The organism is Candidatus Vallotiella hemipterorum (genome assembly GCF_910593725.1).
Taxonomy (GTDB): Bacteria; Pseudomonadota; Gammaproteobacteria; order Burkholderiales; family Burkholderiaceae; genus Mycetohabitans; species Mycetohabitans hemipterorum.
On sequence record NZ_OU343031.1, the window covers coordinates 354,109 to 377,369 of the forward strand.

Genomic DNA, 23,261 nt, shown 5'->3' on the forward strand with positions numbered 1-23,261 from the left:
AATGGGCACGATGAACGACTAACCGAAAGCCCCGCATAAGGTAGTCCGGTAAGCAATCCAAAAATCTAGGAAGCTCGCTATTTTAGTGTATTTTGGACAAATATAGACAGATTTTTAGCTAGATTACCTATAGCAGCCAGCTCATCCGCCCATGCATATGCGCGTGACCTAAAAACTTCTCGATGCTGAATAAAATCCTGCCAATCTAGAATTTTATACATTGGATTACCATTCCATGCATGCCAGAAGCGTATTAATGCGTCGCGCGGGCGCGATTCTAACGTCAAGCCAATACGAGTAAGTGCCGCATCTAACTTTTGTAGGTGTGCATTATTTGCCTGCGGATATATGTGCCAGATAAATGGCTTTCGTGCCCACTGAGCACGCACAAACGAATCCTCGCCACGCACAAAGTTAATATCGGAGCTCCATAACAACTTATCGTAGCCAAGCTGGTCGGTAAATGGAAGTATATGGATGCTTAGTGAGCATGTGCTCACGTTTGTGCCTGCTGCGAATGCTCGGGATCCTATAGGATGACCGAAAAACCGTGCTATAGATCTAGATATTTTTCCCTCTGGAACGAGCAGAACTAACTGATCTGTTCCATCACGCCATTGCTCGAGAAGAGCGTCGATGGCAGGATTCTCGTAAGAGAATAGGGATACACTTATAGCACTTGGATCTGGCTTGGGTATCCCAAGAGTCGACCACCAGCATTCCCTTGCAGCTAACGATTTTATAAAATTGCAACGATGCACGTCTAAATCTTGCTCGCAAAGCACTCCACCGGTATGCGTGTCGAAACCAGGAAAGAAAAACGTTTTCGTTAGCGCATAGCGAGGATGGGGCGATGTGCGTAAATGAAAGTCTGCTACCCAGTGTTCGAACGACAGGTATTCAAGATTAATCCAAACTACCCGTGACGGGCATTTCTCCATCGCGGCAAGATATAGTGGTGGTAAATGGCAGGCAAATGCCTCAATTACAACATTAGCAACACTCAGTACTGTTGAGATTGGTTTAGTAAACCGGAGATTATGCCAATGTTCGATAGCGACGCCAGCTAGCACTTGCTGCTCACACTTAGAATCTAGCCCTGGCGCTAGGTGTTTGAGTACGGTTAATTTATTAATAAATAGGTGAACTTTCCAGCTATATTCACTCGCTAACTGCCGAGCAAGCCGCCAGCAGACACCAGCATCGCCAAAATTGTCGATAACCGTACAAAAAATATGGCATACGATCGTTGAACGCATGCTAATAAGCAAAGCTAGGTAGGAAGGATATAAGAACGCACATGATGCTTAAACCTTTTAACAAATGATCTAGACTTCTTATCTTCTTGTTCTAAGGTATAGGTTCCATGCGGCGCATAGACCTAATCTGGTATTGTTTTTATATTCAAATTATTTGAACGTTAGTTCGTTGTTAAGTCCAGTGCGGGTTTTGACCTGAAACGTATTATCTACACAATTTCCGAATTTTCTAGGTATATATCGCTATTACAATACGCAAGGCTCCGTGCTGTACGTACATAAGTAACGTAAGCCTATTATAGGCTATTTTGTAATAGATACCAGTCACCACTCGCGCATTACATAAATAGGTCCAGTTAGTTGTTCGAATTAAGATTACAGTAATTTGCTCTGAAGCGGGGGCGCTACTATTAGTAGTATAATTTTATTGAAGTATTAAGATAGTGTTACGAAATTTAGAGATTAGAGTGCTAGTCGGCTCTACAAAATGTGAGGGTCGTAAGGCGGGTATTAAGATACTGATCTTTTTGAACCGTCGACCATCGCTTGATTTTAGTAGAGAGAGTGCTAAACTGACATTAGTTGCGCAGATCCGCGATGAGTCCTAGCGCATCGTTATCACCAGAATGCGGACCAACCCCTCCAAGGTTCGTTACCGATTGTATTTAGAAGAACCCAAAGAGTCGAGGTAAATGTCAATGGCGATTGCTTACGCGCTTTGATAGGCTTTACTATGTGATATCTAACAGCGTTAAGGAATTAACTATCGCTAAAAAGCACATCGCATATACTTAATAAGCCAATCTATCGCTAATTACATTCAGAACAGTCGACGACGGGTGCTTTCTTGTGGGGAGTCTGATCACGCGGCACAATAGCAATTGTGCGCAACTTTTCATCGCCAGTCTGCCCCAATGCCCTTCAATTTACCGATTTTTTTAACATGGTTACGGATTGTTCTAATACCGTTAATCGTTGGCGTGTACTATCTTCCGGATATAATACTAACCCTGCAGGATAAAAATGAAATAGCCGCGGCTATCTTTACCCTGGCAGCCTTAACCGACTGGTTTGATGGATTCCTAGCGCGCAAGCTGAATCAAACTTCTGTATTCGGAGCTTTTCTTGATCCAGTCGCGGATAAATTAATGGTAACCGCCACGCTATTAGTCCTAGTGCAATTGATTCGACTTGATGCGTCGATTGCTTTAGTGATTGTAGGGCGTGAAATAGCAATCTCTGCTCTGCGTGAATGGATGGCGAACGTTGGTGCATCTGAGAGAGTATATGTTAACTCGTTAGGCAAATTTAAGACTGCGTGCCAGATGATCGCAATCCCGATGTTGCTGTACTACGCGCCTATTAGGGTGCTGGGATGGTTTGCGGTTAATACTCGTGTTTTAGGAGGGTTGTTGCTTTACTTAGCAGCGCTGCTGACAATTTGGTCGATGCTGTATTATATGAAGCTAGCTTGGCCTCAAATCAGAGATCAAAAAAGTATAAAGGTATGATGGAATATAAAAATTCCGATTGCATAAACGCTCATATCGACCCTAATTCTTGACACCGCACTCTATATTGGACATAATGCTAAGTCCGTTCTGGAAAGTCAAAAGCATTAATAAATACAAGAGTTGTGCGGGAGTAGCTCAGTTGGTAGAGCGCAACCTTGCCAAGGTTGAGGTCGCGAGTTCGAGACTCGTCTCCCGCTCCAAAATTGCGGCGCGATAGCAAAGCGGTTATGCCGCGGCCTGCAAAGCCGTTTAGGCCGGTTCGACTCCGGCTCGCGCCTCCATTGTATTTTTCTGCAGGCATAAATTCAACAGCAATAAAAAAGAATAAACGATAGATTAAGTATGATAAGACGGGGGTTCTAAATTAAAACCACATAAAAATTCCATGCACTATTTTAGTACAAACTATCCTAGGTGTTTATAGGAAGTATCAAGATAATTTATCGAATCTAATGTTTATGGCTACCCAGGTGCGATGCTAGTGTTATCGTGTGGCTGTCTGTCGAGACAATACTGTAATTATTGTTTAGAACCGCCCCTAGTATGCGGGTTATTAATAAAAACATTATGCGCTCCCGCCGCCACGCTAATTATAGCGTTAGCATAGGCGAACAACGCATTGTTCGCCTTTATTTTCTTGAGTAGCAGTTTAATAAATAGCTAGCAGTGAACCCCTCCGCTCTAGGGGGTACGATCTATATAAGATAAATAAATTAATTTAATGAAATCTACGGGATTTATTAGGTTAAAAGTCACTATATCTACAAAATTTAGGGGGATTGTTACAAAAGCCCTTGTTAATAAGTAATAATGTACAGTTACAAACTATATAGTTGCATATAATGCAGATTACATCCTTATTTATTGTTTACCCTGAGGCGTTGATAAAAACACTGACGCCCCCTATGTATCAACGCATCCCTAGAAGTGCGCCTATCGTGCGTTATAAAGATATCTAAGCGGGCTTAAAAAATAGAGTTTCGTGTATATAGGGGGTGTGTAGTAAATATAGAAGCCTGCTGCTACAGTGGATAGCCAATTAGCTTTGTCTTTGTATTTGTCGATAGGCTATCGTTGATGCTAGTCCTGTGCACCTATTTTGCAGGTAATTATCTTATAAATAATAAACGCTTTATATGGTTAAGGTATGCAGTAGCTTACCTATTAAGATTTATAGAAGGGTTTTATATAGGATTAGCACTAAACCTCCCTGTGCGGTGCGTTCTGCGCTTTGATTGCATCTCTCATTGATCATTGAGGTTTTTAGATCTGCTAAACAAGATTAGTAATAAAACAATTGATTTAGGGTAAAAGATATGCAGATACGATTAATCGGTCTAATTGGTCAAGCTACTTTTATAGTAATACATATCTGAACTATTTGAGTAATACTACCTTAGACTTTCGGTACGGGATACTATAGCTCATTTTACTATCGCCGTAACTTTTGTTAGTTTAAGCCTATAGAGGGGGCTTGATAGTTATTAAACTAGCTAAAACCATGGGTGATAAGTTCTACTTAAATTTAATTTAAAAGTTGCTTCTATTTATGAGGCATATAACGTACCACAGTAGCTTACCCTGCATTCTATTGCTCTTATATACTTTCTGTTGACAGACTTTCTGCATATAGCAGCCAACTCAGATGCTATATTATTTTAGCCTAGTGTATTTCTAGATGGATGAGGCTGCATATACGGTGGACTATAAAGAGTATCTGGACTCTCTCCAGCCCCCCCTTTTTTAACAAAGCTATTGTGTAAAAATGGGAGAGTAGCTTTCAGCTCAACGTAAAGCAAATTCGGCGCTAGACAAAAATTAGGTTAGACGCAGGCAATATTCTTATATGCAGCTCGATATAAGAGCAAGTACTTTTACTACCGTAGTAACGGTGCCACACATATTATTTTATCTAATCTATTGCTGTTATCATCTGTTGATTTTAATTAAGTGTAGCTTCATACTTTATGGTAGACTAACCATAGTCACTGAGGTGAGTGCTCTCGTCAAGGTTAATAAAATAATAATCACTGCATGCCCCCAACTTGGTATCTCTATCATATCGACTGGCGCTCGGCGCTTTAGCAAGCGTTTTATATTATAAAATCATATAATGCGAGGCAATCCCTTGTTGGGCTAGCTTATTAAATAGTGCATTCTCTAAAATGCCGGAGACTACTGTCAGTACGGCTAATTACTAGATAATAGAGTGAGAAAATTATCGCAATCGCATTTATACGATTACTAAAGTATTTTAAGATACTATGAAGATCTGCCTATAACGAATAATAATAAGTTTAGTGTATTGCACTAAGTCATGCAACTTAACCTTTCAGCTCGCTTTATCGGCTCTGAAAATAATCTAAAACAGACTAATAAAATAAGGTCCGTAAAGTACATAAACACTTTAATAAGTAAAAACTTTGGAATGCAGACCCAAAGTTTTGCTGTATAACTAATTGATCATCAAGTCTAGAACAGCCCTAGAGTATTTCCGTATAGTGAATAGCTTAATCTCTTAAGGATTTATGGCTTGCATACTATTTTATACGCAATGCCATTGAGCATAAAAAACAAGTCAATATAAGGGTAAGCTGTACCCGTGCTATTGCAACTCGGAACGAATGCTTGAACTACTAGTGCAAGCATTCGTTCCGAGTTGCAAGCTAGGTTCTAAACCCGTGTCAAACTAAAGCAGTCACTGCGCCTAACTTTTTAGGAGTTTACCGACATGCGAATTGCTCAAATTGCGCCGTTACACGAGGCGGTTCCACCAAAACTATATGGTGGAACCGAGCGAGTTGTATCCTATTTAACCGAGGCTTTGGTTGAACTCGGACATAGTGTGACACTATTTGCTAGTGGAGATTCGAAGACATCGGCTAAGCTCGATGCAGTATGGCCCCAGGCTTTACGACTAGATCCATTAATTCGCGACACAATGGCGCCACACATGTTGCTGCTTGAGCAGGTGTGGCGACGGTCAAAAGAGTTTGATGTACTACATTTCCATATCGACTACTATCCATTCTCCTTATTTTCACGCCAGTTAATACCGTATTTAACGACATTACACGGCCGGCTTGACTTGCCTGAGCTGCAGCCGCTCTTTAACATATTTCAAAATGTTCGGGTTGTATCAATCTCCGATAACCAGCGCAATCCGCTACCGCAGGCTAATTGGCTCTCAACTGTATACCATGGTCTACCCATCGATCTATTAATGCCGTGTACCGACATTAAGCCAAGCTATCTAGCTTTTCTCGGACGCATTTCTCCGGAAAAACGCCTAGATACCGCTATCCGGATCGCACAACAGTGCGCTATGAAAATTAAAATTGTTGCGAAGCTCGATAAATCTGATCGTACATATTATGAGGAACAGATTAAGCCATTGATGTCACTACCACATGTTGAGTATATCGGTGAGATCTCTGAGACTGAAAAAGCAAAATTTCTATCAGGTGCACATGCATTATTATTTCCGATCGACTGGCCAGAGCCTTTTGGCCTAGTGATGATTGAGGCAATGGCCTGTGGCACACCAGTAATAGCGTTTAAGTGCGGGTCAGTGCCGGAAGTAATAGAGAATGGCGTGTCGGGTTTTGTTGTTGAAGACGAGTTAAGCGCAGTCGTTGCAGTGAATCAGCTACACACGCTATCACGAGCTGGTGTGCGAGCAGCTTTCGAGGCTCGCTTTACATCGAAGATAATGGCGCAACATTACGTTCATGTGTACGAGAAACTACTACATTACAGTCATCGCACAATAATGCGCGAAGTTACTGTGCGATAAGAGGGCATTTTAATTTCATTAATTTAATCTCTTCTAAAAATTATAGGTTTACTATTACAAATATTTTTTATGCTGTGATTAATGCTATATTCCAAGGATTTTTTATATGTACTCCTATTAAAATAGCCGAACGAAAAGCGGCCTGTTTAGTAGAAGGTAGCACACCTTTCGAAAGAAAAGTAGCTAAAGTCTAATATTGCGGCAAGCTCTATAAAAATTTTTAAGATCCGAGCGATAGATTAGCGTTACTTACTCGCTATGTTATATTAAACATCTCAAATAAGTCTTATGTCAGTTATAACTAATAATAGATTATTACCATTAGCATAACTGTATATTATTTACTATTTCTAGTAACTACTAGATCTATTAAACAGGAACAAATTAAATAGCAATACTATATATTATAAGGCTTTCCTTATTTTATTTTTGTTTACTGTCTAATAAAGAAGATTATTTATTTACTCTGCCGGACTAAAATAAGTACTCTAAACGATATTTAATAGCGGTAGATGTTTATATCACTTGGCTATATATTGCAGCAATAGAAATTTGATAGAATAAAGAATTCTAATTCTCTATTTTTTATATAGCACTTTCCTCGTGAATCTTACCATTGATACGTGCATGATTTTTTTAAATTTAAAGTAGAAAGTTTATCTCGTGCAATAGAAAAATTATAAATTTTCAGAATAAATATTTTAATTAACTTATTAATAAGTATATATTTATATTTCCTACCGCTAATAAATTCATATATAGAAAAATATGTAATACAGGTACTACTCAAAAATAATACAGATTACTCTTTTATCAGATTTTTTATCCCTAAAAGATAGTGCTAAATATGTTTTTAACATAGTCTTAGTTACTAAAGTTTTACCAGATGAGTATTTATATTTTTAAAAAATATATATAATAGTATTATATACTACTAATATAGTATAAGTTATAAAAAATAAGATTTAACTTATAAAAATATCTTTGGTAAACGACAAGTAATTATTTAATAAATATTAAACAAATTACACAAGCGTAATTTTAACAACTTAAAACTACCTACTAACCTATGTTTATATAAAACAGTATAATTTGCCCTATATAAATCTTTAATATTACAAACATTGTAATATTACTTAACAAGTCAAACTAAATTTTTTAAAAAACTTGCAAAATTCCTAGATGTCTACTAAATAAGTTGCATATAAAAGTTAATAAAATATTTATATAAATGATAATATACTATATTGCACTAAATAGTGCTAAGAATTTTCATAAAATATATGTAAATATTCGCAGATAGATATATTAATTAACTAAAGTACGCTACATCGCTTAGATACATACAATATTATAAGTATATAAGGATTGTATAAGTGCTTTCAATAATATAAATTTATAAAATGAGAAGGTTTTATAAACAACTTATATAAAAATTTCTATATTCTATGCCTTGGTTAAGGTTGGCGGTGTTCGATAAATATATCTTAATAAGAAAAGAGATTAGTAATATATAATCTTCAAATTATATTTTTAATAAAATTAAGTAGGTTGGATAAAAACCCAAGAATTATGATTCTATACCCCATAAAATTATTTTATAAAATAAAGTATTATTTTTAGTATACTACTATAGTAGTATAGTTACAGTACCGCCAATAGTTCAACTATTGAATATATTCTAAGGAAGATTTATAAGGGCTATAATTCGATTATAAATCGTATTTCACAAAAAAATTTTTCTATTTTTATAAATTTTTGTTTATTCTAGATTAGAATAAAATATGCTAGCTACATTAATCATAGAGATTTATAGCGACTAAAACGACATATGTTATATAAAATATTTAACATATTTTTTGCTGTTGAATTAAAATAGTTATTTATACAGTATGAAATATTAAATAAAAAATATATTGTATGATTTTCGAATAACCTATTTATGTTTAAATTAATATTTATACTTATATTACTATAAAGCAGTATAAATTTTAAGTATAGCTATCTACTGAATATAAGGCGGTATTTACACCATATTGTAGATACATCTGACTTTCAGAAAAATTACTATATGCCTAGAATTTATATTCTCTAAGCGCATAAGCTGTAATATTAAAATATACGCTACTAATCGTCAAAAAATCACTTTATATATTTTAAAAATATTTAAACTATATAGTTAATATTAATACAAAGTATTAGTATATATATACTTATTAGTATTTATATGTATAATAAGTACTGCTGTTATAAAACAGCCGCCTCTAGTCTAGACTGGAGGCGGCAAAAATAGCTATGCAGCTATATGACTCATGTCGAAATACACTTTCGTATGTATCGTATAACTACGCTAAACAAGTATGTATATATATAACATATATTCTAGGATAGAATACGTACTATATTGTTCTAATAAATATTCAGGCGCTAGTTATAGCTAAGCAAAAGTATTGTAAATATCTAATTATAATAGAGTTACAAACTAAGTAGTTCATTAGTCTACTATACATTAGTTAATACACTATTTTTTGTTCGGAGCGTAATTTCTATTAAAAGTTTAAATATATCCCAAAACTTGGGTAATTAATACTTCCTTTCCAATATTTTAAATGAGATTATTAAAAGTATTTAAAATAAGTTAAATACTTTTAATAAATACACTACACGCTGTTTATAGATGAGCGTTAAATTTATATTTATGGTGCATAAGATATGTTATATAAATATAATTTTGATATTAAAAATTCAAGCTTATAGAAAAATATTTATACCTAACTTACTTAAAAAGTATTACTAATTTTGAATAGAAATCTGATAGTAATTACCTTTAGTATCTCTACTCAGCTTATCTTGAGATAAAATCTATATAAAACCCTTGATTATATTATTTGAGTTAAATATATAAACCTATATAAAGTCACTTCTTACCAAGAATAGTGCCGTACTATACGTAGTCGGAATATAATTCCCTATAACCATAGGGTCTTATGAACAGAAATTAGATTTTGTACCGAAGTTAATATATAAAATATATGTTTATAGAAAAATATAATATCTAAACTATAAGTTTAACTAATATTTACTATTTTATAATATTTTGAATAGAGAGCCTAATCTTAGGATAGCAGTTTATAGGTATTTCTTAGTAGGTAAAACATCTAAGGTTTATGTAGATTGCAAATCTATAAATATTTTGTGTTTCTTATAATTACCACTCAGAGAGATTAGCTATAAATTTTTTAGCCTAGTTAAGGGCTTATACTTAATGAACATTAAGTACGATAGATCTCGTATTACTCTATTTTAGGTATGTTTAATACTGGCATAGTATTTTATATAGTCTGGAGGACTATCGAAGCGAGTAGACAAAGTGTTATTAATGAGGACTATTATATAATATGCGCCTAAAATTCATATTTTTCGATATGGTCCATGCTACTCTGCTCAGAGAGACTTGAATAATCTAATATGCGCATATGCTATTTATCAGCCTATATTAAGGTTAGTGAGCTTATAGAACAAGCAAAAAATTTTTTGTAAAGTCGTTATCAGTTTCAGATGGCGATTTTTGCTGCAAAATATTCGCTTACCTGTCTCTGATCATTCACTCAATAAGAAGCTTGCCTGCGCTTTAAAATGCCGTATTTACTCCTATTGCTATTTATTAGCTTCCTTACTTAGCTAGCAAGGAAACGCCTCTCTACACGTTAGATAAATAGTTAGATCAGCGATTGGCTGATCGTCGTTTTGAGCGTATAGACTATTGACAATAGTAATATGTACTCATCAATCTATATGACCAGGTATTTCAAAAGCGTTCAGCTTTAGAAGAACTCATTGGATTTCAACTACAACAACGTGAGTTATAGTTAGGGTTACAACTCCGCAGCTGTATTACTCAACAACAGCATTCTACTAGGTAAAAAATATTGATGTACGGTTAAACAATTCTCTATCTAAAGGCGTAGAGTTTATGCGGCTCGTATAAACAAGGTAATGGGGTATGTTAGATCTATGTTCTTACGGCTTACAAGGCAGTAGTTAGTAGGTATCTGTATTGGAGATTTCTCAAAAAGGGCTCATTAGCTACCGAGAGACTTTATTCCACGAGTTGTTCAGCAGATGTTTAAATATAATTTTAATTTCTACTAAATTCATGGAAAGATAGCTATATTACCGGGCGAGTGTATTTCGCGCACGTATGCTGTAACTAGTGTTTAAATTTATTTAATGCTACCTCGGCTCTTTTAAGAGTTGAGCTGCTCAAGCTTAGATTCTGCGAAGTTTGGGCGTCTCGTATATTGATCGCCGCGCGCATTAGTTACCTAGCAAAGGCTGCCGCATACATAAAAAATAATTTTATCAAAATGTTTTCCGGCTCGGCGATATATTCAACTGATTTGAGCTAGTGAAAGAAAAAAAGATGTTTATCATTTTCATGACTTGTAATCGTAGCCTGCTTCCGGCGGAGATTGCACTCATTATCATCGAGTGAAAATAATAGAACCAACCATATCTCAACTTATGAGACCAATAAATTTTCGTAGGAACGAGCTTTGGGATACGGTGAAGGCACCCCATCTGTGGGGCTTACTCGCGTGGTATGACATTAAGCAGCGCTATCGCCGCTCAGTGCTTGGGCCATTGTGGATGACGCTGAGCACCAGTATCTTGATTGCAACGCTCGGTATAGTATGGTCGCTGATCTTTAATATGAGGATTCAAGAATACTTGCCTTTCTACGCGGTAGGACAGGTAGTCTGGTCATTTTACTCAATGCAAATTAATGAATCGTGCATAGGCTTTACACAATTCGCAGGAATAATGAAACAGACGCGTTTGCCGGTACCCTCTTACATTTTAAGGCTCGTCATACGCAATCTTATTATTTTCGCGCACAACTTTCTTGTCGTCGCAGTTGTAATCTCATTTATCGGTCCTGGATGGTCGTGGACAGCGCTTGTAGCTATTCCGGGCTTACTACTTGCTAGCATAGCAATTTATTTTGCCTCGCTATGTATTGCTATTCCGTGCACGCGTTTTCGCGATCTGCAGCCAGTTGTCCAAAATATCATAATGATTGGTTTTTATGTCACTCCTATCCTATGGCAGCCAAAGACACTTGGCGATCAATTCTTATGGCTTGTGAATTTAAATCTAGCGACGCACCTTATTAGTGTAGTACGCGACCCACTACTCGGCACTCTGCCACCACTGCAGTCCTGGGTCTGGATGCTGGGAGCAATCGTTTTTTTCGGTGTAATAGCTTCATTATCTCTATCTCGCTACAGACAGCGCATTGCATACTGGCTTTGACAATAGGATTGTTGATGAATTCCATACATATTTTCGCCGAACATATCACGGTCGAATTTCCAATTTTTAATGTATCGCACCGCTCTTTGAAGAAGACGGTATTACGTGCAACTACCGGTGGTCTCGTTGCGAACGATGCTGGCAAGTATGTAGTTGTACGTGCTGTGAGCGACGCAAGCTTCGAATTTAAGGCTGGTGACAGAGTTGCATTAGTGGGCCATAACGGCGCAGGAAAAACTACGTTGCTACGGGTTTTATCTGGGGTTTATGCATCAGCGTCAGGCACGCTCGACGTTCAAGGAAAGATCGGATCGCTTCTCGACATATCTCTTGGTATGGATCCTGAGGCTACCGGATACGAAAATATCTTCTTGCGCGGGATTGTAATGGGGCTGCGCCCAAGTGAGATCGAAGAGAAAATAGAGGAAATAGCCGTGTTCAGCGAGTTAGGGAACTATCTAGATATGCCTACTCGGACATATTCGAGTGGGATGGTTTTACGTCTCGCGTTCTCAGTTTCGACAGCAGTGCACCCCGATATTCTGCTTATAGATGAATGGCTCTCAGTGGGCGATGAATCATTTAACAAGAAAGCGTCCGACCGTCTAAATTTACTTGTCGAGCAGTCATCTATTCTTGTGATGGCTTCGCACTCGGCTCCACTTGTTCAAAAAGTCTGTAATCGCAAGATCGTGCTTGAGAGAGGTATGCTGACAGAAGTGCCAGTAGATCAATCTCTTTAGCCCGGCGCACAGTTTCGTCAAGTATCTTATACTCATCTTTTAAGTATTACTTAACGGATCTTCCCGTCATGTCCGCGACGAATAGCCCAGTACATATCTATGTTTGCCATCATAAACCTGGACTACCATCGGTGTCGGATCGGTGCTTCTTGCCAATCCAAGTAGGTGCTAGTCATTCTTCTGTGAATCTAGGATTCAGACGAGATGACTCCAGGGATAATATTTCACATAAAAATAAAACCTTCTGCGAATTAACCGTGCTTTACTGGGCTTGGAAAAATGATCATGATGCCCAGTGGATCGGCTTAATGCACTATCGGCGTTTTCTAGATTTTAGCGGTGCAAGGCACGCAACCGACAGGCACGGATGTGTAAACTATTCCAGCCTTGATAAAGAAACCATAGAAAACCTTGGCCTAACAGCTGCACGTGTTGAAGAGCTATTGATATCAAAGCCTGGATTGCTTGCTGTGTTACCGAAAAAATGGTCTGTGCGCAATGTGGGAAGGCGCACATTGCGCACACACTATATGAAGGCTGCCCATCATTACGGGGCAGATCTTGATGTGTTGAGAGCTGTTATCGTTGATTTATATCCGACGGATGTAGAGCATTTTGATTTGATCATGAATGCACATGAGGGTTACTTTACGAATATTTTTGTTCTGTATCGCGATCTTTTTAAGCAATACTGCCAATGGGTCTTTTCGATTCTATTCGAGGTCGAGCGCCGGCTTGATTTAACTAACTATTCATTGGCCGCACAACGTGTCTTTGGGTACATGTCTGAACGTCTCTTTAATGTATTTGCGAGAAAGCACCTCGCTAATTCAGCCACTTATATTGAACTCGAGCGTGTATTCATTCGGGATAAACGGGTTGAGTGTCTTGTGCCCGAGCGGCCAGCTGCTAATGTGGTTAGCGTTGTGACGGCATCAGATGATAACTTTGTACCGCACTTAGCGACCTTCGTAACGTCACTACAGGCTAACCTAGATCCAAAGCGGGAGCTGGATCTAGTAGTGCTTGACGGCGGCATTTCCGATAATCACCGGATGCTGCTTAAACGGCAAGTTCGGTTAAATGGGGGTGGGCGTCTTACCTTCTTACCATGTTCAGATATGTTCGTCGATATTCCGCTACATGCACATTTTTCTGCTGCTACGCTGTATCGCTTAAGTCTTGGGGAGTTACTTGCTAATCATAACCGTGTTGTTTATGTTGATGCAGATACAGTTGTGCTTGGTGATCTATCTACGATTTATGATATCGATCTTAATGGGTATGTTATCGGAGCAGTACCTGACGTCATCATGCAAAGCTTTGCAGCAAAAGGTGTGCCAGCTCTAATAGAGGCTGGTGGCGCACGCGCGGGAGATTATCTACGAGACTGGCTTAGCATGGGTAATCGGGGCAAAGAATATTTCCAGGCTGGTCTAATTGTCATAGATCTCGAGGAACTGCGTATTATGAATCTCCGTGAGCACGCCTATAACGAACTTATAAAAAAACGTTACTGGTTTCTCGATCAAGACGTACTTAACAAGTGCTTACTTGGACGAGTCAAGTTTTTGGACTTAAGTTGGAATGTCGTTAACGCATCGATGGATGTGATACCTGGATTAGATGCAAATCTAGCGGAAAAAGTGTGTGAAGCATTTGCGGCTCCTCAAATAGTTCACTACGCTGGTTTTGAAGCGAAGCCTTGGAATAATCCTACTGTACCACTCGCGCATTTCTACTGGTATTATTTGCGGCATACATTCTGGTATGAGGCCGTAGTTGAGCGCCGTCAGATTACCGCACCCACTCTAGACGCGGGCATAAATCGAAGTCGCTGTTATAGATTAGCTCGCAAGATCTGGAGGTGTATGCCAAATTCGTTGCAGCGACAACTGTTCTGGGTACGAGATAAGATCGTGTAAGTGGGCAAGGGCGCTATTAGTTGTGGCGTGTTTAGTAATTTTATTAGGTATGTATGTGATCCTGCCTCAGATACCTCAAGAACTGAGTCGACTACCAATTGCATTGAAGCTACGTTCGATAAACTAATTCTACAGAGTAGAGTGCTTTAAATAGTTGTAGAGGTAGAAAGTGAAAAAAATAGGAACCGTAGGAGCAGGTTTTACTGGCGCGGTTCTCGCATATAGACTCGCGCATGCAGGTTATAACATTGACGTATTCGATCACCGGTCTCATCTTGCTGGAAATTGTCACTCAAAACGTGATAGCGAGACAGGCGTGATGGTTCATGTATATGGCCCGCACATTTTTCACACTAATAACGAGCATGTCTGGAAGTTTGTAAACCAGTTCGACGAGTTTATGCCATTTGTAAACAGGGTTAAGGCAATCGTGCAGGAACGTGTCTACACTCTCCCAATCAATTTACTTACAATTAATAATTTCTTTGGTAAAGTATTTTCACCATCAAAAGCAAAAGCTTTTCTCGAGTCAATTAGTGATAAGTCTATTAATATGCCCCAGAACCTTGAGGAGCAAGCGCTTAAGCTTATCGGGCGCGATCTCTATAGAGCCTTTCTTCTTGGCTATACCACTAAGCAGTGGGGCATACACCCAACGAAACTTCAGGCGAGTATTCTAAAGCGTTTACCAGTGCGCTTTAACTATGATGATAATTACTACAATAACCTTTATCAGGGTATTCCAAGGAACGGCTATACATATATCGTTGAAAGGCTGCTTGATCATCCTTTGATCAAAGTACATCTCAACGAACGCTTCGATCAAAAACAGGTAGGAGACTATTCACATGTCTTCTATAGTGGCCCTATCGATGGGTGGTTTAACTATAAAGACGGTCGTCTAGGTTATCGTACACTCGACTTTGAGACATCACGCTATAATGGCGATTATCAGGGTAACGCGGTGATTAATTACTGCGATCTTGAAGTACCCTGGACGCGCATCTCAGAACATAAGCATTTTATGCCGTGGGAGTCGCATAATCAAACGATTATCTTTAAAGAATATAGCCGGTTCTGTGGCAAAAATGACTTGCCATACTATCCAATTTGCCTCGCGAAAGAAAAAAAATTGCTTCGACATTACGTTAATCTTGCAATGCGTGAATACAACGTGAGTTTCGTTGGCCGTTTAGGTACCTATCGCTATTTGGATATGCACGTGACTATTCGTGAAGCGCTTGAGGCAGCAAACATATTCCTCGAAGCGTCTGCGCGGGGTAATAATATTCCAACTTTTTTCGTAGATCCCTTACAGTGAATATTGCAGCAGTTATCGTCACACACAATCGAGCTAAACTGCTGAAGGATGTACTACAAGCGATTCTTGACCAGACTCGTGCTATACAGCTTATTATCGTAGTTGATAACGCAAGCTCGTCGGAAACTATGCACGTATTGCAGGGCTTTAAAAAAATTGATATTTTGAGATTCGAAGAGAATATCGGTGGAGCTGGAGGTTTCGCCGCTGGTGTTGAGCGAGCTACAATACATGGATCTGATTGGGTGCTTTTGTTAGACGACGATGCTATTGCGGAACCCGATCTTGTAGAGTGCCTAATAGATGCATTACCTAGCCCTTTAGATGAGCGTGTAGGAGCGCTATGTTCAAGCGTTTTCGAGTTTAGTCGTGTTGCACTAATGCATCGACGTATGTTTGATCCAAGGACTCTACGGGAGCCCGTTGTTCCGAACGAATATTACTCCAGGATGAAAGTGAGGGTAGATACAGCTTCTTTTGTGGGATTCTTACTAAACACACAGGCAGTGCGCGAGATTGGATTTCCAAATGCATCGTTTTTCCTTGCTTACGACGATACCGAATATTCGCTGCGTCTAGGTCGTGCAGGTTGGTTTATCTGGCTTGTGCCCTCCGCAGTAATCAACCATCTTCGGAATCCAAAAAGACGCCTGCGTGATGGCCCGTACGCAACTAAGCATTATTATAATCTACGGAATCAACTAGCTGTTTTTCGATATTATGGTACCGCACCCAGATGGCGCGCATGGTTACCCATTATACTTCACGGCTTTATTGCAGCTAAAGATCTACGTATCAGCTCTTTATGCACCTGGCTTAGAGCGCTACGCGATAGTCGAAGTATAATTCTATGAGTACTTATACTGGGCTAGTAATATCCTTTTTATTTATGCTATAAGATTTTATATCATGGCTGAGGTGTAATGGACACGCACTAATTACATATGCCGGGGACAAGGTTAATTCTTAGGCGCAAGAAACAGTTGTTGAAGATTAAAAAATGTTGTTTATCCCTAGTTTGGGACTTATCTAGATTAATAATGTTTCTCTGAATTAATTTATACCTATTAATATTTAATTTTTCTTAAAAAATTTTTTTTCTTGGGGGTATACGCAGTGTTAGGTCGCTTTTATTTTAGCGGCTGATTAGATCGAGTAGTACACATACTATATAGCTCATAGTAGCTAGCTATTGCAATCCACTAAAGTGTGTACAAACACTGCGCACATAGTCAAATATAATAAACGCATGCGTACCTCTTTACAGAAAAACGGTAGAACATAGATTACTTATCACGCTAAGCAATTGTACTAATATCGCTAACGTCAGAGTTCCCTATTTGAAAGCACAGCTCCGTCGCAGAACTAAAGAGTATGGCATTTTTGATGATAATTACTTACGTTGTTATAGTAACCTACTTGCTCTAGCAGTTTTCTCTGTTATATCTCCCGAATAGCGGAACTTTATAAATATATACGTAGATATGTAACTAGATTTTTCTAAAAAATTGGTAGGTAGTGCTGGTATCGAACCAGCGACCTCTGCCGTGTGAAGGCAGCGCTCTACCTCTGAGCTAACCACCCATAAAGCATCTAAAATGCCAATAGAATTTACGTAACTCGTAAAGCATTCTTCACCAGACCAACCTACGTTATTAAGAACTCAACACGAAAATAAAGCTATAGTAATACCAGGTGAGTTAAATATTAGATTTCGTGTGCATTTATTGAAGTACGCTATTATATAATGATCTGGCGCTATGTTATAAGACCTTCGGAAAGGTATCTAATTTACGGTCTCTATATGTGGACACTTACCATACACAGGGCTTTTTATATGTTTTAATGAGTTCATCGAGTATACCTGCGTGGGCAGAAAGCTCGTCATCGCTTGCACTAATAACGGGTAGCGAAAACTGAGCGAGCGGTACGTGATCTCGGGCTACCGATCTAGTATCAGGTGTATCGGGCAGCATATCAATAACTAAATTTTCTTGCCCGCGCGTCATCGCCAGGTAGATAGCGGCTAGTAATTCTGCGTCTAGTAGTGCACCATGTTGCGTGCGATGGGCATTGCTGATGTTGAATCGTTCGCACAGTGCATCCAGCGAGTTTCGCTTACCAGGGAACATAGCCTTGGCCTGGATAAGTGTATCTATTACATCGCTACAATAATTTCGAAATGGCGGTAGTGCTAGCATCGCAAACTCTGCATCGAGAAAACTGATGTCGAATGGTGCATTATGTATAACAATACTGGCGTTCTTCACGAAATCGGTTAGTACACTAGAAATGTCTGCAAACTTTGGTTTGTCACTTAGAAATTCAGTAGTTAATCCATGCACCGCTAATGCGCCGGGATTGCTGTCTCGCTCTGGATTAACGTAAAAGTGCAGGTTATTGCCAGTCAGTTGCCGGTTTACTATTTCAACACAGCCAATTTCAATAATTCGGTCGCCGCCCTTGGCGTTTAAACCAGTAGTTTCTGTATCGAGTACAAGAAGACGCATGATGGGATTATCTATTCATAAGAGATCGGCACGCGGTTCGAGGCCGCATATGGCCATTGCTTTCTCAAGCGATGTTACACCCCGGTTAGCTAATGCGTCAGCCCGTTCATTTTCTGGATGGCCGGCGTGGCCGCGGACCCAGCGCCACTTAATCTCATGTAGTAAACCTAGTGCATCAAGACGATGCCATAAGTCCGCATTTTTAACAGGAGTTTTTGAGGTAGTCATCCAGTTCTTCTTTTTCCATCCGTGAATCCATTCGCTGATCCCCTTTTGGACATAGCGAGAGTCGGTATAAATAATTGCTTCACATGGCCGCTTTAGTACCTCAAGAGCAGCGATGACAGCCATCAGCTCCATTCTGTTATTAGTCGTTGAGAGCTCCCCGCCAAATAGCTCTTTTTCTTGCTTGCCAAAGCGTATCAGCGCTCCCCAGCCACCTCGACCTGGGTTTCCTTTACACGCGCCGTCCGTGTAAATCTCAATAACAGTATTGTATTCCATACGTTTGTTAATCAAGCACAACTTAACGATAGCCTATGCTGGGAGCATCATTAGAGAGCGTTTGCGCTTCAGTCGGTTTTAGTGTTACCGCGAGCACCTTATTTGTAACTTTAGATGGTCCAATTAGCCTCATACCATGCATTCGCTTAATTGCAGTGATGATGTATATAGCTCCGAAAATTGGCCACCAGCGATCGCCGACCGCTTCTATAAATGCATATTGAGAGAGCCATTTTTTAGTATTTAATGCCGGACGGTAGCAGCCGAAGCAGCCCTGGTCTAGTTCAAAGCAGAGTAACTTGATCCAATCTTTTATTCTTGTAAAAGCAATAAAATCGTTTACTGCTGGTATGAATGCACAACCGCTGCAGCGGCTAATCCACTGTCGTACTCCCCAAAGGCTCAGAGAATTGAAACCGGCAATCACGAGCCGGCCTTCTGGTACCAGAACCCGTTCGGCTTCACGTAGTAGCCGATGCGGATCATGTGTAAATTCAAGTGTGTGAGGCAAAATTAATAGGTCTACGCTCCGTGATTTGAATGGTAAATCTAGAAAATCGCACCAAAGTGTTTCGCGTTGCGTTAGCATGTTGCAGTTGCTAACATTGATAGTTCTATGAGTGTTTTGGCCTAACGCTAGGCCGCGGCATGGCATGCGATTTTCCCGCAACGTTGGTAAGCGATATGGCGCACTCGCGGCGCTAGCCGTATCTAACGCTAGGCCGCGGCATGGCATGCGATTTTCCCGCAACGCATCGAGCCTTGGCAAGCCTAACTGAAGTGCATAATAGCCAAACATATCGGAGACTAAGCGATCAAGTTGGCTCTGTTCCCAGGCGAGAATGTATTGCCCCGGTGCTGATTCGGCCCAGGCCGGCCAGTCTATAATTGATTGGTTCAACATTGTTTCCATGGATCCTGCGAGATGAGCATACCGTTAAAAGCTAAGTCGACACGTAACACTAATCGTAGGCTGCAATACATCCCAGTTCCGGCTTTTATAGATAACTATATCTGGGTTATCACGAACGGATGTGATGCTGTAGTGGTCGATCCAGGCGATGCGGCAGTAATTACTGGCTTTCTAGGACGACACAGCCTTCGGCTGATCGCTATTTTACTCACCCACCACCATGCTGACCATGTTGGTGGGGTCGCTTCGTTGATCCAGATGTATAGTACAAACAGTCCTGTCCTAGTATACGGGCCACGCAGCGAGCCCATCCCAGAAATTACGAATCCACTTATAGGCGAAGATTTAGTCTATATCGAACCACTTGACTTGGTATTATCCATAATTCATGTGCCTGGCCATACACGCGGACATATTGCATATTTCTCAGATGCCACCTCCTTAGACCAAGCACCGCACTTGTTGTGCGGTGACACGCTATTTTCTAGCGGCTGTGGACGTCTATTTGAGGGTACTCCACAGCAGATGCTAGCGTCTCTAGATACCCTGATGGCTCTGCCCGATGCTACCGAAGTACATTGCGCGCACGAATATACACTATCTAATATTGCATTCGCACTTCAGGTGGAACCAGATAATATAGACTTGCTTGCCTGGCAAGCTCAAGCTCATAATTTACGTGCTGCTGGGGAAGCGACTTTGCCAACTACGATAGGTCATGAAAAGCGAGTTAATTTGTTTTTGCGCGTTCATTTACCAGCAATTCGCCAGAGACTAGCTGACAAGCGGCATGTGTACACGATTGGGCGGCTCGAAACCTTTACTGAGTTGCGTGAATGGAAAAACGTTTTCTGCTGCGGTTAATTGTCTTATCAGATTGGAATGCTATCACTGATTATAATGTGGTGATATATTTCTGAATTCCTCATATTTTATTATATAAATATAGCATTCTTTCTGGGCTTAAATAGTCTTTAAGGCCTATATTTAGCGGGATTTTGCGGTTTTGGGTTGACGTAACGTAGACGTTCTGAATACTATTAGATCGCATTTTCCGTTGCCCCCTTTGGAATTCGAGACGTTCAATGCGATTAGTATTCGGCGCGCTGTTGGTATTGCTACTCGCTGCATGTTCAAGCAGTGGTCAGAATATGGTGGGAACCTTTCGGTCATTCGAAGGTAACTCGACCCAGAAGCATACTCAGATATCTGCTTCCCAGAATACTATTGGCGTTAATCACGGCAGCGCAGAAACCTTGCAGGGCAACGATGATTTATGGAGACGGATTCGTGCCGGTTTTCAGATCCCGAATTTAAAAAGTCATCTAGTCGATATGCAGACCAATTGGTATGCAAAACATCCCGAATACGTTCGGCGCATGACCGAACGCTCAAAAAAGTACTTATATCACATTGTTGAGGAGATTGAGCAGCGGCATATGCCCATGGAACTAGCATTGTTACCGTTCGTCGAGTCGGCGTTTAACCCGCACGCACTATCTGTGGCGAAAGCCGCTGGCATGTGGCAGTTTGTGCCAGGTACAGGTCGAACTTTTAAACTTAAGCAAAACTTGTTTCAGGATGAACGACGTAACGTCGTTGCGTCTACTAATGCAGCGCTGGATTATTTGTCAAAGCTATATAGTACGTTCGGTAACTGGTATCTAGCGCTGGCTGCATATAACTGGGGCGAAGGCAGTGTAAAACGCGCAATTGCGCGTAACTTAGCAAGAGGGCTAAAAACCGACTATCAAAGCTTGCCTATGCCCTCCGAGACGCGAAACTATGTGCCAAAGCTTCAGGCGGTAAAAAACATTGTGATGGACGCTCGGAAATATAAATTAACGTTGCCGGATATTCCAAATCACCCATACTTTGTTATGGTGACCACAGCGCGTGACCTTGACATTAAAGTAGCATCTAAGCTTGCAGTGCTTTCGCAAGAAGAGTTTTACTCGCTAAACCCGGGCTTTAAACAACCAGTAATTCTCCGGGCATCTCAGCCTCAGATCTTGCTTCCGTTTGAGAACGCGAATCTGTTCGAGCGCAACCTCAAAGACTTTGATGGAAATCTCTCATCTTGGACGACGTATAAAGTGACCGAACGCGCAACGCCAGCGGTGCTAGCCAAAAAAATTGGCGTTGACTCAAGTATGCTGATGGCAGTCAATAAAATTCCTGCCGGTATGCGGCTAAAGGCCGGCTCTACACTGCTAGTGCCTAAAGATGATGGCGATGATGAAGATATCAGCGCTGACGTCGCGGAAAGTGCTGTGCTCACGATAGAACCAGATGTGCTTGATACTCGAAAGATGTTGATTCGTATTCGGCGCAGGCAGTCAATCGCGGCTGTGGCACTGCGTTATGGTGTAACGGTCGCGCAAATTAAGGCGTGGAACCATACGAGGCGAGATACTGTGACGGCAGGTCAGAGACTAATGTTACACGTCCCAGTCCAGCGTCCAGCCGCTAAAAAGGTTTTAGTGTTGCATACAGGCAAGGTGCATCAAGCAGGCAAGGTGCATCAAGCAGGCAAGGTGCATCAAGCAGGCAAGGTGCATCAAGCAGGCAAGGTGCATCAAGCAGGCAAGGTGCATCAAGCAGGCAAGGTGCATCAAGCAGGCAAGGTGCATCAAGCAGGCAAGGTGCATCAAGCAGGCAAGGTGCATCAAGCAGGCAAGGTGCATCAAGCAGGCAAGGTGCATCAAGCAGGCAAGGTGCATCAAGCAGGCAAGGTGCATCAAGCAGGCAAGGTGCATCAAGCAGGCAAGGTGCATCAAGCAGGCAAGGTGCATCAAGCAGGCAAGGTGCATCAAGCAGGCAAGGTGCATCAAGCAGGCAAGGTGCATCAAGCAGGCAAGGTGCATCAAGCAGGCAAGGTGCATCAAGCAGGCAAGGTGCATCAAGCAGGCAAGGTGCATCAAGCAGGCAAGGTGCATCAAGCAGGCAAGGTGCATCAAGCAGGCAAGGTGCATCAAGCAGGCAAGGTGCATCAAGCAGGCAAGGTGCATCAAGCAGGCAAGGTGCATCAAGCAGGCAAGGTGCATCAAGCAGGCAAGGTGCATCAAGCAGGCAAGGTGCATCAAGCAGGCAAGGTGCATCAAGCAGGCAAGGTGCATCAAGCAGGCAAGGTGCATCAAGCAGGCAAGGTGCATCAAGCAGGCAAGGTGCATCAAGCAGGCAAGGTGCATCAAGCAGGCAAGGTGCATCAAGCAGGCAAGGTGCATCAAGCAGGCAAGGTGCATCAAGCAGGCAAGGTGCATCAAGCAGGCAAGGTGCATCAAGCAGGCAAGGTGCATCAAGCAGGCAAGGTGCATCAAGCAGGCAAGGTGCATCAAGCAGGCAAGGTGCATCAAGCAGGCAAGGTGCATCAAGCAAATTTGAGGTGAGCGCTATTTTGCGCTATACTCTTAAAGTTTAAGTTAATTAACCAATACCCTATCGCCTACCTTCTAAAAAT

Annotated in this window: 12 protein-coding genes, 3 tRNA genes and 1 pseudogene; 11 read left to right on the forward strand and 5 right to left on the reverse strand. The window is 40.7% G+C overall.

Going from position 1 to position 23,261, the window contains the following annotated elements; translation table 11 throughout:
• Positions 1–77: 77 nt before the first annotated feature.
• Positions 78–1,259 carry an elongation factor P maturation arginine rhamnosyltransferase EarP gene (gene earP / locus KW136_RS01215; RefSeq protein ID WP_216796602.1) on the reverse strand — a complete coding sequence of 394 codons (1,182 nt, stop codon included), beginning with the start codon at positions 1,257–1,259 and terminating at the stop codon, positions 78–80.
• Positions 1,260–2,173: 914 nt separating this feature from the next.
• Here earP and pgsA point away from each other — a divergent pair.
• The 9 genes from pgsA (at position 2,174) to KW136_RS01260 (ending at position 16,728) form a co-directional block, all read left to right on the forward strand.
• Positions 2,174–2,770, forward strand: a complete 597-nt coding sequence (gene pgsA / locus KW136_RS01220; RefSeq protein ID WP_216796604.1) for a CDP-diacylglycerol--glycerol-3-phosphate 3-phosphatidyltransferase — start codon at positions 2,174–2,176, stop codon at positions 2,768–2,770.
• Between the two features lie 127 nt (positions 2,771–2,897).
• Positions 2,898–2,973, forward strand: a tRNA-Gly gene (locus KW136_RS01225).
• A 7-nt stretch (positions 2,974–2,980) separates the two neighbouring features.
• Positions 2,981–3,054, forward strand: a tRNA-Cys gene (locus KW136_RS01230).
• A gap of 2,450 nt (positions 3,055–5,504) precedes the next feature.
• Positions 5,505–6,569 (forward strand): glycosyltransferase family 4 protein, encoded by a 1,065-nt coding sequence (locus KW136_RS01235; RefSeq protein ID WP_216796606.1) that lies wholly within the window; start codon positions 5,505–5,507, stop codon positions 6,567–6,569.
• A gap of 4,524 nt (positions 6,570–11,093) precedes the next feature.
• Positions 11,094–11,885: an ABC transporter permease gene (locus KW136_RS01240; protein WP_216796608.1), complete on the forward strand. Its 792-nt coding sequence runs from the start codon at positions 11,094–11,096 to the stop codon at positions 11,883–11,885.
• Positions 11,886–11,899: 14 nt separating this feature from the next.
• Complete coding sequence (locus KW136_RS01245; protein ID WP_216796610.1) at positions 11,900–12,628, forward strand: ABC transporter ATP-binding protein; 729 nt, start codon at positions 11,900–11,902, stop codon at positions 12,626–12,628.
• Between the two features lie 68 nt (positions 12,629–12,696).
• Entirely contained in the window at positions 12,697–14,553 is a 1,857-nt protein-coding gene (locus KW136_RS01250) for a DUF4422 domain-containing protein (protein WP_216796612.1), read from the forward strand.
• Between the two features lie 169 nt (positions 14,554–14,722).
• Positions 14,723–15,874, forward strand: a complete 1,152-nt coding sequence (gene glf / locus KW136_RS01255; RefSeq protein ID WP_216796613.1) for a UDP-galactopyranose mutase — start codon at positions 14,723–14,725, stop codon at positions 15,872–15,874.
• A complete protein-coding gene (locus tag KW136_RS01260) occupies positions 15,871–16,728 on the forward strand; it encodes a glycosyltransferase (RefSeq protein WP_216796614.1) in 858 nt (285 codons plus the stop codon). The genes glf and KW136_RS01260 overlap by 4 nt, the downstream gene beginning before the upstream one ends.
• A 655-nt stretch (positions 16,729–17,383) precedes the next feature.
• Here KW136_RS01260 and KW136_RS01265 read toward each other — a convergent pair.
• The 4 genes from KW136_RS01265 to KW136_RS01280 all read right to left on the reverse strand — a co-directional run bounded on the left by KW136_RS01265 (position 17,384) and on the right by KW136_RS01280 (position 19,792).
• Positions 17,384–17,458: transfer RNA gene (locus tag KW136_RS01265), tRNA-Val, on the reverse strand.
• A gap of 230 nt (positions 17,459–17,688) precedes the next feature.
• Positions 17,689–18,384, reverse strand: coding sequence for a DNA polymerase III subunit epsilon (dnaQ, locus tag KW136_RS01270; protein WP_216796615.1), 696 nt, complete (start codon positions 18,382–18,384; stop codon positions 17,689–17,691).
• Positions 18,385–18,399: 15 nt separating this feature from the next.
• Complete coding sequence (gene rnhA, locus KW136_RS01275; RefSeq protein WP_216796616.1) at positions 18,400–18,888, reverse strand: ribonuclease HI; 489 nt, start codon at positions 18,886–18,888, stop codon at positions 18,400–18,402.
• A gap of 22 nt (positions 18,889–18,910) precedes the next feature.
• Positions 18,911–19,792 (reverse strand): class I SAM-dependent methyltransferase, encoded by an 882-nt coding sequence (locus tag KW136_RS01280; RefSeq protein ID WP_216797388.1) that lies wholly within the window; start codon positions 19,790–19,792, stop codon positions 18,911–18,913.
• Between the two features lie 21 nt (positions 19,793–19,813).
• On the opposite strand from KW136_RS01280, the gene gloB reads away from it, so the two are divergent.
• Both gloB and KW136_RS01290 read left to right on the forward strand, forming a co-directional pair.
• The gene (gene gloB / locus KW136_RS01285) at positions 19,814–20,665 is read left to right on the forward strand and encodes a hydroxyacylglutathione hydrolase (RefSeq protein WP_216796617.1); all 852 of its coding nucleotides are present in this window, start codon (positions 19,814–19,816) and stop codon (positions 20,663–20,665) included.
• Between the two features lie 221 nt (positions 20,666–20,886).
• Positions 20,887–22,263, forward strand: a pseudogene (locus KW136_RS01290) (transglycosylase SLT domain-containing protein); the annotation flags it as partial.
• Positions 22,264–23,261: the final 998 nt, after the last annotated feature.

Excerpts from the sequence above, each read along its gene's own strand:
- gloB (WP_216796617.1), top strand. The coding sequence starts at position 19,814 with ATGAGCATACCGTTAAAAGCTAAGTCGACACGTAACACTAATCGTAGG.
- KW136_RS01280 (WP_216797388.1), bottom strand. The coding sequence starts at position 19,792 with ATGTTGAACCAATCAATTATAGACTGGCCGGCCTGGGCCGAATCAGCA.
- KW136_RS01235 (WP_216796606.1), top strand. The coding sequence starts at position 5,505 with ATGCGAATTGCTCAAATTGCGCCGTTACACGAGGCGGTTCCACCAAAA.
- earP (WP_216796602.1), bottom strand. The coding sequence starts at position 1,259 with ATGCGTTCAACGATCGTATGCCATATTTTTTGTACGGTTATCGACAAT.
- KW136_RS01250 (WP_216796612.1), top strand. The coding sequence starts at position 12,697 with ATGTCCGCGACGAATAGCCCAGTACATATCTATGTTTGCCATCATAAA.
- pgsA (WP_216796604.1), top strand. The coding sequence starts at position 2,174 with ATGCCCTTCAATTTACCGATTTTTTTAACATGGTTACGGATTGTTCTA.
- rnhA (WP_216796616.1), bottom strand. The coding sequence starts at position 18,888 with ATGGAATACAATACTGTTATTGAGATTTACACGGACGGCGCGTGTAAA.
- KW136_RS01245 (WP_216796610.1), top strand. The coding sequence starts at position 11,900 with ATGAATTCCATACATATTTTCGCCGAACATATCACGGTCGAATTTCCA.
- KW136_RS01240 (WP_216796608.1), top strand. The coding sequence starts at position 11,094 with ATGAGACCAATAAATTTTCGTAGGAACGAGCTTTGGGATACGGTGAAG.
- dnaQ (WP_216796615.1), bottom strand. The coding sequence starts at position 18,384 with ATGCGTCTTCTTGTACTCGATACAGAAACTACTGGTTTAAACGCCAAG.